Genomic DNA, 12,847 nt, shown 5'->3' with positions numbered 1-12,847 from the left:
TAACGGCAGGGTCCCGGAGGTTTCCAGCTCATTTCATCGTGTTTCGCGCAGATGACGAAAGGCCCGGCCGATGCCGCACGTTTGCGGTTCCGCCGGGCCATCGCACCGTCACGAGGTGACGACGTGACTGTTTTTCAGTCGATGAGCGCTTCGACGAAGCCCTCAGGATCGAAGGGCGCCAAATCGTCCGGCCCCTCCCCGAGACCGACAAGTTTGACAGGCACACCAAGCTCGTTCTGGATCGCCACGACGATTCCGCCCTTGGCGGTACCGTCCAATTTGGTCAGTACGATCCCGGTGATATTCACGACCTCGGCGAAGACTTTCGCTTGGACCATCCCGTTCTGACCGGTCGTGGCGTCAATCACAAGCAGGACCTCGGTAACAGGCGACACCTTTTCGACGACGCGCTTGACCTTTCCGAGCTGGTCCATGAGCCCTGCCTTGTTCTGCAAGCGCCCCGCGGTATCGACCATCAGCGTATCGACGCCGCGCTTCTTGGCCTCGCTGGCCGATTCGAAGGCCACCGAGGCAGGGTCCGCGCCCTCGGTCTGCGAGCGGACGGTGTCGACGCCGACGCGTTTCCCCCAGGTCTCGAGCTGGTCTGCCGCGGCAGCACGGAACGTATCGGCTGCCCCGAGTAATAGGGTCTTCTCCTCGGCGACCATCACACGGGCGAGCTTGCCGACTGTCGTGGTTTTGCCGACGCCGTTGACGCCGACGACGAGGACCACGCCGGGGTTGTCCCCACTGCCGTCGAGGCCGAGCTCACGGTCCATGGTGGGGTCGACGATTTTAAGCAATTCCTCGCGCAACATGGTTTTGACGCGGGACGGATCATCCGTGCCTTCGATGCGGACACGGGTTTGCAGGGCTTCGACCAACCGCTGCGACGGTTCCGAGCCGAGATCGGCCATGAGGAGGGTTTCCTCGATTTCGTCCCAGACGTCCTGGTCGATTTTCTCACTCGACAACAAGGCGAGCAGGCCTTTGCCGAGCATCGAGTTGGATCGGGCCAGACGGGCGCGAAGCCTTTGGAGCCGTCCGGCGACCGGTGCGGGAGTCTCGTACTGCGGCCGGGCTTCTTCCTCGACGGGAGGTGCCGCGTCGTCCTTGTCCCGGGTTTCGGGGTAGCCGCCCCTGGGCGCCTTCGGGCCCTTGAGAAACACGAAAGCCAGGCCGCCGAGGACCACGACGCCGGCCAAAATGTACAGGATCAGGATCAGTGTGTCGTTCACGTTTCCAGCTTGCCACATGCCGCCGCATCCAGGCAGCGGCTTGTGGACGGTTTCCCGTTCGCCCGGAGATTCCGCTACGGGTAAGGTGCTTTCCGTGACTGCCGAACCTCCCGAAAGCGAACCCCATATTGATGGGCCCACCGGTGGCGAGAGCATCCGCGAAAGTGCCAGACGATCTTTGCCCCGCCCTCCGGTGCCTACCGACCTGAAGGTGTTGGTCGTCGCCGCGTTCGTGATCGCCGCTGGGTACGGGGTCGTGGCTCCCGTTCTGCCCCAATTTGCGACATCATTCGGTGTAGGAGCCGCAGCAGCCGGAGCCGTCATGTCGGCTTTCGCCCTCATGCGGGTCGCCTGGGCACCTGCCGCGGGGCCCATCATGTCCCGTATCGGTGAGCGCCGAACCTATCTGACAGGGCTGGCCGTCGTCGCATTGTCCTCTGCCGTCACCGCTTTCGCTCCGAACTATGCGATGTTGGTGATACTGAGAGGGCTCGGCGGCATCGGTTCAGTCATGTTCTCCGTCTCCGCGATGGGCCTGATCGCGCGACTCGCCCCTCCGACCATTCGAGCTAAGGTCTCGGGGTACTACGCGACCTCGTTCATGCTCGGAAGCATCATGGGTCCCGTCATCGGCAGCCTGACGGCCACGTGGGGTCTCAGGGCGCCCTTCATCATCTACGCCCTCGCGCTGTTTCTGGCCATCGTGGTCGCCGCGTGGAAACTACGCCCCGCGGAAGCCACCACGGACACCGGTTCCATCCTGCTGCCCATGAAATTCTCCGAAGCCCTGTCCATCGGCAGCTATCGCTCGCTGCTCCTCACAAGCTTCGCCCATGGCTGGGCCAATCTCGGTGCGCGAGTCGCCATCATTCCTCTGTTGGCGACCGGGCTGGCGGCTTCGGTGGGGGCACCGACCCAAGGCTTCGGATCCGGGGCGAGTATTGCCGGTATCGCATTGGGTATCTTCGCGGGAGGATCGGCGCTGGCCCAGATCGTCTTCGGCGGGCTATCCGACCGGTGGGGACGCAAGCCGCTGCTGGTCCTCGGCCTGTCCCTCTCGGCGGTTCTCACCGCGATCGTCGGTCTTTCTCAAGGGCCGTGGGTCTTTTGGATCCTGTGCCTCATGGCAGGGCTCAGCACCGGCTTGTACACCCCGTCCATGCAAGCGACCCTGACTGACGTCGTGGGATCGCGCCGATCGGGTGGAAACGTCATGTCCACGTATCAGGCGTGCGCCGACGTGGGGCAGATCATCGCACCCGTGATACTCGGCGCAGTCGTGGACCGAGTGGGCTTCGGGCCGGCTTTCGGAATCTCCGGTGCGCTTCTCGGAATCGCAGCGCTCGTCTTCTTCCTGACCCCGCGCACGTCATTCCCGAAATCCGGCTGAGAACCGCACCCCCGTCGGCGACGATCACCTCAAGTCGGCGAGTTTTTGCGAAATCACCTGGGTGATGCCGTCGCCGCGCATCGAGACGCCGTACAGGGCATCGGCGATCTCCATAGTTCGTTTCTGGTGGGTGATGATGATCAGCTGAGAACTGACCTGCAGCTCTTTGAGGATCGTCAGAAGCCGCCCCAGATTACGATCGTCCAGAGCCGCCTCGACCTCGTCCATCACATAGAACGGCGACGGCCGAGCCTTGAAGATCGCAACCAACATCGCTATTGCTGTCAACGAGCGCTCGCCGCCCGAGAGCAGAGACAACCTTTTGACCTTTTTGCCGGCCGGCTTGGCGTGAACCTCGATGCCCGTCGTCAGCATGTCGCTCGGATCGGTCAAGACTAGTTTTCCCTCGCCACCCGGGAAAAGCGTTGAGAAGACGCGGACGAACTGCTCCTGGGTGTCGTGGAAGGCCTGGGTGAAAACCTGCCTCACGTGATCGTCCACGTCCCGAATGATCTCTTCGAGATCCGCGCGCGAGGCTTTGAGGTCCTCGAGCTGCTGCACCAAGTACGTGTGGCGCTCCTCCAGGGCCGCGAATTCCTCGAGTGCCAGAGGGTTGACCTTGCCCAGCGCTTTGAGGTCATTACGAGCCTTGGTCAGGCGCTTTTCCTGAACTTCTCGGACAAAGGGTTCCTCCCCCTCCACCTCGCCTGCATCGTCCAGCACGGGAATCGGAAGGTGCGGTCCGTAATCCGAGACGAGCGTTTCCGCCGTGAGGCTCAGCTCGTCGAGAATCGTCTCCCTGAGAGACTCGAGTTTGGCCTCCCGGGTCGCTCGCTCGAGTTCTCCCGAATGCACCTTGGAGCGCGTCGAATCCAACTCGTCGCGGATCTTCTTCTCTTCTTCGCGCCCTTCGGCCAGGCGAGACTCGATTCCGGCCCTACGCGTCTGGACTCGTTCGCGCTCATCCTGGGAGACATTCAGGGAAGCTTCAATGCGTTCCCGCACGGTACCGATCATCGCCAGAACACGGCTCGTCGCCGCGTATTTTGCCTTCCTCTGCTTCTCCTGCCGTTCGACTTCGGCATGTGCGGCCCGTTCGGAAGCCACCGTGCGCAACGCGGCGTCGTACCTCTGCTTCAACTGGTCAATCTGCCCCTGAGCACCACGCAGGCCGAGCAGGGCCTCGGTCTCCCGCGATCTCGCTGCCTTGGCCTCGTCCGCGGCCTCATTGCGCATTTTCTCGGCCCGTTCCAGGGCCTGACCGCCATCGTGGTCCTGAAGTTCCAATGCGGCCGAGACAGCGCCCACGGCCTGTTTGAGGCGGTCGGCGACCTCCGGTTCCCTTGCTTTGAGCTCGTTCAACCGGCGAAGGGCCTGTTCGGCTTCCTCTTCGGTCGAGGAAACCAAGGTCCTCGCTCTCGACAGAGCGGCAGCGCTCGCAGTGGATTCCCGGCTGATGCGCGCGAATTCTTCGCGAGCAGCGCGCGCCTCATCGTGAACCCTACGGTGTTCTTCGGTGGCTTCACGATGTGCTCGCTCGGCAGACGCATACACGCGGCCGAGCTCGTCGACGCGCGCCTGCGCCGCTTCGATGCGCGCGGAGATCTCAAGCCCCGATGCGCCCTCGGCGCTTCCCCCGCGAGCTTGCTGCTCCTCGACCACGGTTCCGTCCGAAGCAACGATCCGCCAGGCTTCAGGGACAACGCCATGCTCCGCGTCATCGATAAACCGCTCACGCAGCTGTGCGGCCGACCTCGCGTCGGGGACAAGCGCACACCGGCGCAAGAGTGAGCGTGCCTCGTCCGCGAGTCGCCCCCCGGCAACGGCCCGAGGTGCCCAGGTCACGTCGACGACACCGTCGGACTTCAGCGTCCGGAGGTAATCCCCGAATGCCTCAAGACCTTTTGTCCCAACGTTGCCCACCTGGCTGGTTGCGCCCAGCATCAGGCTCACGACGCCGAGGTCGGCAGCGCGCGCTTCATCCAAGATGGTCCCGAAATCCTCTGTCTCCGTAAGGGCCAGCCCTTCGGCCACCGGACCCAGGGCGGTCGATACGGCCGCCGCGTATTCGGGATCCACCGCAAGCTGCTCGCGAACTCGCGTGGTCTGTTCACGGAACCTTTCGAGGATCGCCTCCGTAGCGTCCGCCGCCGGCATGGACTCTTTCAGGGCCTCTACGCGAGCCCGGGCGGCGTCGTGCTCGCGACGGACCGAATTCAGTTCCGCCGTCGCGGCGTCCAGGGTCGTTTGACTCCGTTCGGTCGCGGCGTGGGCGGCATCCGATGCTTCCGAGGCCTTCGAGGTGTCTTCCTCAGTGGGCCCGGAAACTTCGGTTTGTCTCTCCAAGTCGATGCGGTAATCCTCGAGGCGCTGACGAATCGCCTCGACTTCGCGTTCCTGTTCTTCGCGTCGAGCGGTCAGCGTCTCGTGTTCGGATCTCGCCGTAGCCATCTTGCCCCGAAGCGAAGCGATGTTCTCCCGTTGCTCGGCGGCCGCGGCGAGAAGGTTCGCATGGTGCTCTTCAGCAGTTCGAGCTTCTTCTTCCCGGTCCAGACGGAGTTTTCCGGATTCTTCATGCCTCGCGCGCGCTTCGTTCAGGGCCACATCCGCTGCCTCAAGGTCGGAGGCGATCCGATCCGCGTTCTCTTGGAGCCGCTCGGGGTCGCGCAGATGCGCACGCCCCACGGGCGTCGATTGGGTTCTCAACCGCTCCTGCGCGAGTTGGGTCAAAGAGTCGAAACGTTCCCGGAGCTGGGACAACGCGTACCAGGTATCTCGTGCCCGGGTCACCTCTGGGCTCACGAGCGAGGCTTCCGCCTCCAATCCGGCGATCCTCTGAGACACGTCCTCGTGCGCAGCCTCCCGGGCCTTGAGCTGCTCCTGGATCTTCTGGAGCTCATCCGCATCCGTGTCGAGCGCGGTGGAGGCCTGAACCCAGTCGTCCGCATAGATACGGGCCCTCGCATCGCGGACATCGTGCTGGATCCTCTGCGCTCGTCGCGCGACCTTGGCTTGCCGTCCCAGCGGGGTCAGTTGACGCCCTATTTCACCCGTCAGATCTTCGAGACGGGAAACGTTCGTTTCCATTGACGCGAGTTTGCGAAGAGTCTTCTCCTTGCGGCGTCGGTGTTTGAGAACGCCCGAGGCTTCTTCGATGAAACCTCGCCGTTCTTCCGGGGTAGCGTGAAGGATTCGGTCAAGCTGCCCTTGCCCCACGATGACGTGCATTTCCCTACCCAGACCCGAGTCCGAGAGCAGCTCCTGGATATCGAGAAGACGACAGGAGTTCCCGTTGATCGCGTACTCGGAGCCACCGGTGCGGAACAGCGTTCGCGAGATCGTGACTTCGGAATACTCAATGGGCAGAGCGCCATCGGCGTTGTCGATCGTCAGAGAGACATGGGCTCGACCGAGCGGGGCCCGACCGGAGGTACCGGCGAAGATGACATCTTCCATTTTTCCGCCGCGCAACGACTTCGCGCCCTGTTCCCCCATGACCCAGGACAGGGCGTCCACGACGTTTGATTTCCCCGAACCGTTCGGTCCGACGACTGCGGTGACGCCGGGCTCGAATTCGAAGGAAGTTGCTGATGCGAAAGATTTGAATCCCTTGACCGTCAACGTCTTGAGGTGCACGCCGCCTCTTTTCCTTCCGGGCTGTCCTTCTCGGCCTCGACTTGGGCCGGCCGCATATCCCGGCCACGACCGTCCACTCTATCGCGAGGTCCAAGGCCGTCGTTGGAATGGCGCCGAGGGTCCAAACAGACGGAGGAGATTTATGTCAAGGGTGAAATCGCCAGTCATCCGCAAAGCTGGTTGTAGAGTAGTACCTCGAGTGCCACTCACGTAGTTCTCGAATCAGACCCGTTCACTTCCGGATAAAGGCTCGTTTAATTGACCGCTAACTCGTCTATCCACCACCGTAATTCAGCACTTCTTTCAGTGACCAAGGTGGAGGCCGAAGAGGTTCTGCCCTCCTCATATTTCGACGAGCAGCTGGCCGGAACGTACAAACGGCTCAAAATGCCCAAGGGTCTCCTCGAACGCCTTGCCGGCATCAGCGAACGACGCGCCTGGTCGGAAGACAGCTCATTCGAGCACGGCGCCGCACAAGCCGGACGCGCAGCCCTGGAACAGGCCGGAATCACACCGGAACACATCGGTCTCTTCATCAATACTTCGGTGACTCGCGACAATTTCGAGCCGGCCGTAGCTGTCGGAATTCACCACGAGATCGGCCTCCCCCGGCATGCGCTGAACTTCGACATGACCAACGCGTGCCTCGGCTTCGTGAACGGTCTCACAGTTGCCTCCTCGATGATCGATGCAGGAGCCATAGAATACGCGTTGATTGTGTGCGGTGAGGACCCTTCTCCGTGGCACGAGACTGCCCTGAATATGCTCAATCGTGCCGATTCGACACGCGACGACGTTTTGGCTCAGTTCGCGACCCTGACCCTCGGTTCGGGTGCCGCGGCTGCCGTTGTAGGACGGGCGGACCGTCATCCGGAGGGCCACCAGATTCTTGGGTCCATCTCGCGCGCAGGCACCGAGCACAAGGACTTGTGCATAGGCGGCGAGGCCGGACAAGGCATGAGTACGGACGCCACAGGGCTTCTTAAATACGGTCTGGAGCTCGTGACCGATGCCTGGGACCGCGCCCACGAAGACGGCTGGGACTGGACCGACATGGATTCCTACATCACCCACCAGATCTCGACGTCCCATACCAACGCCATCATCGACGCCGTCGGTATCGATCGTGACCGTATCCCTGTGACGTTCCCCTACTGGGGCAATGTCGCGGCAGCCGCCCTGCCGATGACGTTGGCCCTCGAGGCCGAACGTTTGAAGCCTGGCCAACGCGTCCTCTGCATGGGCGTCGGGTCCGGATTGAACACCGCCCTCATGGAAATCGCCTGGTAGCAACCGCCAACGCACAGAAGAGGTACTCATGGCCGCCGCGAATCGGACATCTCGCCCCACGCCACAGCCCGGGCCGATCCCTTTGAAGCGCTGGCCTGGAGTGGCCAGGGACGCGAGCAGAACGTTGCGTGTCGAATCGAGCGCTGCCGTGGATTCGGGAACGTACCGGACCTGGCACTTCCTCGACAACGCTCCCGAACTCGAACGGGCCGGCCTCGAACCCGTAGGCACCGTGCTCTGCGTCCACGGGAATCCGACCTGGTCCTATCTTTGGCGCGACGTCGTCGCGGCCGGCTCCGACGCCGGTAGTCGCCCGTGGCGCGTTGTCGCGATCGACCACCTGGACATGGGCTACTCGGATAGGACCGGGACGGAACGAAGTCTTCAAGACCGCATACGGGACCTGGGCGACTTCACCCGGGCCCTGGGCATCGACGAGAACCCCGGTCCCGAGGGCGTCGTGACGCTGAGCCACGATTGGGGCGGCCTCATTTCCCAAGGCTGGGGCGTCGAGCATCCCGAGCTGCATCGGGGCCGGATTTTCACCAACACGGCTCTCTACCAGCCAGAGGGCGAAAGGATCCCCGGCGCACTGCGCCTCGCACTGCATCCGGCCGTACACAGCCGCGGAACCCAGTCCACGACCGCTTTCTTGGACGTGACACTCTCACTGCACCGCGGCGAATGGGATCCAGAGACCAAGAAGGCATACCGGTCTCCGTATCAGTCGGCCGAGGATCGCGACGGCATCCGAAACTTTGTCGCGGACATCCCGTTGGACCCGCAGCATCGCGCCTACCCGGAGATGCAACGAATCGCCCGTGCCGTAGCCGATGACGACCTTCCGTGCCTAGTGCTGTGGGGCCCCGCCGATCCCGTGTTCAAACAGCGCTACCTGGACGACATCCTTTCCCGGAACCCCGAAGCGACATTGCATCGCTTCGACAAAGCCGGTCACCTGGTCGCTGAAGACGAGGACATTGCGTCCGTCCTGTTCGCTTGGCTCGATGAAGCTTTGCTGGGGGCGCCCAAAGTGGTCGAACGCCATCGGGTCGTCCGAGAGAAGGACCGAAAGTCCTCTCCCCTGGCACTGGACTACAGGCCCATGATTTCCGAGTTGGACGAAAGGCGCGCCGACGATTCTCCGGCCGTCGTGGACATGGGTCCCGTCAACCATGGAGCGAGGCCCAAGGCCACGGGCAAACACGCCACGGCTGCATTGGCAACCATACGAAGGCAACTTTCCTGGCGTGAACTCGCCGAGAAGGTCGACCATACGGCGGAAGTCCTCCGGGATCTCGGCGTTCAAGCCGGAACCCGCGTTAACCTCATGGTTCCGCCAGGCTCCCGGCTCACGACGTTGATCTATGCGTGCCTCAAAATAGGCGCGGTCATCGTCGTCGCCGACACCGGCCTGGGCATGAAGGGTCTGACCCGGGCGGTGCGGGGCGCATCCCCGGAGTTCCTGGTGGGCATCCCACAGGCAATGCTTGCGGCCAAGGCTGCGGGGTGGCCTGGTCGCCGCATTCTGGCCGGGACTGCTCATTCATCGACCCTTAAACTGCTCGGCGCCGAGGCGGGCATCGACTCTCATTTTGTCCGTGAGCCTCAACCCACGACGCCGTGGAACGCGCCTCAGCCGGACAACGTCGCGGCAATTCTCTACACGTCGGGGTCCACCGGCCCCGCCAAGGGAGTGGCCTATACACACCGGCAGCTGTCCTCGATGCGGGATGCCATCCAGAACACGTACAGTCTCTCGGAAGGGGCGGGTCTCGTTGCCGGTTTTGCTCCGTTCGCGCTCCTCGGGCCGGCACTGGGCGCAACATCGGTCACGCCCGACATGGACGTGACCCAGCCCAAGACCTTGACGGCCAAGGCACTGGCTCAGGCGGTCGAAGCAATCGAAGCCACCGTGGTTTTCGCGAGCCCGGCGGCCCTCATGAATGTCGTGGCGACGCGGGAGGACATGAGCGGCGACGAGCGCGAGGCCATGCGGCGAGTGGGCCGCCTGCTCTCGGCCGGGGCCCCGATTACGATCCCGCTGCTGGAGTCCATGGCGGAGATCTGCCCCAACGCCAAGCTGCATACCCCGTACGGCATGACCGAGTGTCTGCCGCTGACGGACATAAACCTGGACCAGATTCGCGAGGCCGAGAAGGACTCGGATCCGCAAGACGGCGTCGAAGGCGCGGGATCCGGTGTTTGCGTCGGGACCCCGGTATACGGCGCACGTGTACAGGTCGTTCCGCTCGACGAACAGGGCAACCCGACCGGCGAGCCCACGCACGCTCAGAATGTTACCGGCGAGATCATCGCCGCGGCTCCGCACGCCAAGGACCACTACGATCGCTTGTGGTGGACGGAACGGGCGTCGGACACCATCCCTGGCTGGCACCGGACCGGCGACGTCGGGCATTTCGACGCGAGCGGGCGCCTCTGGGTCGAAGGGCGCCTCACTCACCTTCTGTCGACGGAGGAGGGACTCTTGACCCCGGTTGCGGGCGAGACGGCGGCCGAAAAGATATCGGGCGTGCGTCGCGCCGCCGTCGTCGGAGTCGGGCCCTGGGGGGCTCAGGTTCCGGTGGTCGTGGTCGAGAGAGAATCCGCGGCGGCCCGGGGAGGCTCCCGGTCGGTCAAGGACGGCCCGGCTCCCCGTGCATTGGCACGCGCGGTCCGCGCCTCTGTGGAGTCCGCTACCGGCGTTCGTGTCGCCGCTGTCCTGCAGGTTCGCGAACATCCGACGGATATTCGGCATAACTCCAAAATCGACCGGCCACGCTTGGCCACGTGGGCATCTTCGGTGCTCTCCGGGGGAAAAGTGAGGAAACCATGAACCAGAATGCACGTTGGAACGCGCCCGACCCGCGATACCGTCGGGACATTCTGCCGGACAGCTCATTGCGGGCTTCCAAGGAACGAACCGTCGTCGTCACGGGCGCAAGCGGACTGCTGGGCTCACGCGTGGCCATCAAGCTCATCGAACGCGGTTACACCGTCCGGTGTTTTCAGCGACGGGATGCGGCGGCCGTGCGTGAATCCCTGCAGGAAAAGGGCCTCGAAAGGTTCGACCAGCATCGCGGGTCCATCACCAATGCGGACCACGTCGCCCGGGCCCTGGACGGTGCCGACGCCGTGATTCACCTCGCCGCCAAGGTTTCCGTCACAGGCCCTTGGGAAGAATACGTCGAGACCAATGTGACGGGCACCCGACTTCTTCTGGAAGCTGCACGCTCGGCTGGGATCCAAAAATTCGTCTACATTTCCTCGCCTTCTGTCTCCCACGCAGGTTCGGCTTTCATGGGTCAAGGCAACGAACCGGCCGATCCAGGGAATGCCCGCGGCAATTACGCCCGTTCTAAGGCTTACGCGGAGAAGCTTGCCCTAGATTACGATGCGGAAGACTTCCTTGTGGGTGTGGTCCGCCCGCACTTGGTCTGGGGACCCGGCGACACCCAACTCGTCGAGCGCGTGATCGAACGCGCCGCCCGCGGAGGCATCCCTCTTCTGGACGCGGGTGCCGCCCTGATCGATTCGACCTACGTCGACAACGCAGCCGAAGCTATTGTTCGCGATTACAAACGGCTCAAATCGGTGCATGGCAAACCCTTGGTCGTGAGCAACGGCGAGCCGAGAACTGTGGGTGAACTCATGACCATGATGTGCGAGGCCGCAGGTGTCCAACCGCCGCAACGCACGGTACCGGCGTCCCTGGCCAAACTCGCCGGCGGGGTCGTGGAGAAGATTTGGCAGAAGCGCCCCGGTCACGACGAACCGCCCATGACTCGTTTCCTGGCGGAGCAGCTGTCGACCTCACACTGGTTCGACCAGCGCGAAACCCACGAATTGCTCGACTGGCGACCCGAAGTCTCCATCGACGAGGGCATGGAATGCCTCCGCCGGTATTACCGTCCCCGCAATAGCGAGAACACCGCTTCTTTGCGTCCGCTCGTCTGAGCCTCGGGCACGAGACGGAGCTTTGTCAGGCTCTTTTGAAGCCTCGAGGGGTCCGCTGGCATGTGGGGCACCGGTAGGAGGACCGGTTCATGAAAGCCTCTCGGACAATCACGGTCTCGGTCCCCTCGGCAGCGCACCGCAGGCAAGGTTTGCCCTGGCGTCCGTATACGTTGAGACCCCGTTCGAAGTGGCCCGACTCGACAAGTTTGTGACGTTTGTGTGTAGTCAGTCGAGTCATGAGTCGACTGGCTATCCATTTAGGATTCGACTCGCAGTCGGAGTCCGCCTGCGACTCACGCGTTGAACATCAGGTTACAAAACATGAATCTAAGCGTCTATGACCGTCCTTGAGACCACCACTCGAGAGGACACTTGCTGGGCCTCGTCTAGGCCAGAGCGCCACGGCCCCTGGGCTTCTTCCGCTTCGCCTCGCGCTCGAGAAGGCGCGGTAGGGAGAACTCGCGGGCGGCGACCTCCTGTCCGGCCGTCAGTGGCGGTGCCGACGCACGGACTATACAGACATATTCCGTCTGAGCAGTCCATCCGAATACATCGTTCAGGTCAGAGACTCGATTCAACGCCTTGATGCAAGATGGTCCGGTTCCCGCATCCGCGCATCCTCTTGCCTGCCCCGGGTGCACGGTGAAGAACCTGGTAATGCGCCACGCTGCGATACTCGCAGTGATAAGGGCAAACAAGGCGATCACCACATTCACATCGCCTTCACAGCGGCGCACCGATCAACCTCAATCATCGCAGAACATGGAGTAGGAAAGACGCCGTGATGCGGGTACTCCTACACCTCCGAAAACGTTCCGAAAATGATGAAGGCATGAAGATCGCAGTTGGCCTCCTGGCCGCCATCCGGCGCTCCTCGGAGCTGAGCAAGCACTCAGCAGAGGTCTTCGCCCATGCCGAGAACCACCCCGTCACAGTGACCCGCTGCGACGGCGAGTCCCTGCTGCTCATGTCTCAGCGCGAGGCCGAGCTCCTGGGCATCGCCTCCACGCTCATCTCGGTGACCCTCGAGGACGGCCCCCTGACCGAGCGCATGGCCTGCCGCTACCCATGGCAGTACGCGCTGAGGGCCCAGGACCGGGAAGAGTGCGCCCGGGATCTCATCCACGCTGCACGAGTAACATTCTCCACCCAGCAGCCGCACCTGATGATCGCCCAATTCACCAGCTGGCGCGAGACTGCCACCGCGATCGCCGCGGGCCTGGGATCGCAGCGGGTCGAGTGGCTCAACGACAACGACTCTGTTAGTACCGCCGATCGTCCGACGCCGCTGACCAGATCCGGATAGCCCTTGGTCCCCCGACCGGTGAAGAGGTCG

General features: G+C 63.1%; 7 protein-coding genes. 5 read left to right on the top strand and 2 right to left on the bottom strand.

The genetic code is table 11. The features are described from left to right. Positions 1-134: 134 nt before the first annotated feature. Positions 135-1,238, bottom strand: coding sequence for a signal recognition particle-docking protein FtsY (ftsY, locus tag EWV35_RS03720; RefSeq protein WP_129658341.1), 1,104 nt, complete (start codon positions 1,236-1,238; stop codon positions 135-137). Between the two features lie 94 nt (positions 1,239-1,332). On the opposite strand from ftsY, the gene EWV35_RS03715 reads away from it, so the two are divergent. Continuing rightward, positions 1,333-2,628 carry an MFS transporter gene (locus tag EWV35_RS03715; RefSeq protein ID WP_165168315.1) on the top strand — a complete coding sequence of 432 codons (1,296 nt, stop codon included), beginning with the start codon at positions 1,333-1,335 and terminating at the stop codon, positions 2,626-2,628. A gap of 24 nt (positions 2,629-2,652) precedes the next feature. Here EWV35_RS03715 and smc read toward each other — a convergent pair whose 3' ends face one another. Beyond that, positions 2,653-6,264, bottom strand: coding sequence for a chromosome segregation protein SMC (gene smc, locus EWV35_RS03710; RefSeq protein ID WP_129658337.1), 3,612 nt, complete (start codon positions 6,262-6,264; stop codon positions 2,653-2,655). 258 nt (positions 6,265-6,522) lie between these two features. On the opposite strand from smc, the gene EWV35_RS03705 reads away from it, so the two are divergent. The 4 genes from EWV35_RS03705 (at position 6,523) to EWV35_RS03685 (ending at position 12,817) form a co-directional block, all read left to right on the top strand. Next, the gene (locus EWV35_RS03705) at positions 6,523-7,554 is read left to right on the top strand and encodes a 3-oxoacyl-ACP synthase III (RefSeq protein ID WP_129658335.1); all 1,032 of its coding nucleotides are present in this window, start codon (positions 6,523-6,525) and stop codon (positions 7,552-7,554) included. 28 nt (positions 7,555-7,582) lie between these two features. Next, positions 7,583-10,390 carry an alpha/beta fold hydrolase gene (locus EWV35_RS03700; RefSeq protein ID WP_129658333.1) on the top strand — a complete coding sequence of 936 codons (2,808 nt, stop codon included), beginning with the start codon at positions 7,583-7,585 and terminating at the stop codon, positions 10,388-10,390. Then, on the top strand, positions 10,387-11,511 hold the full coding sequence (locus EWV35_RS03695) for an NAD-dependent epimerase/dehydratase family protein (RefSeq protein ID WP_129658331.1): 1,125 nt from the start codon (positions 10,387-10,389) through the stop codon (positions 11,509-11,511). Before EWV35_RS03700 ends, EWV35_RS03695 begins: the two co-directional genes overlap by 4 nt. Before the next feature lie 832 nt (positions 11,512-12,343). Further along, positions 12,344-12,817 (top strand): prevent-host-death protein, encoded by a 474-nt coding sequence (locus EWV35_RS03685; protein WP_129658328.1) that lies wholly within the window; start codon positions 12,344-12,346, stop codon positions 12,815-12,817. The last annotated feature ends 30 nt before the right edge of the window (positions 12,818-12,847 follow it).

The organism is Rothia uropygialis (genome assembly GCF_004137765.1).
Lineage (GTDB): Bacteria > Actinomycetota > Actinomycetes > Actinomycetales > Micrococcaceae > Rothia.
This window is presented reverse-complemented; position numbering and strand designations above follow the sequence as displayed.

What these genes read in the sequence shown, in the direction of transcription:
- EWV35_RS03700 (WP_129658333.1), top strand. Translation starts at nt 7,583, where the DNA reads ATGGCCGCCGCGAATCGGACATCTCGCCCCACGCCACAGCCCGGGCCG.
- EWV35_RS03695 (WP_129658331.1), top strand. Translation starts at nt 10,387, where the DNA reads ATGAACCAGAATGCACGTTGGAACGCGCCCGACCCGCGATACCGTCGG.
- EWV35_RS03685 (WP_129658328.1), top strand. Translation starts at nt 12,344, where the DNA reads ATGAAGATCGCAGTTGGCCTCCTGGCCGCCATCCGGCGCTCCTCGGAG.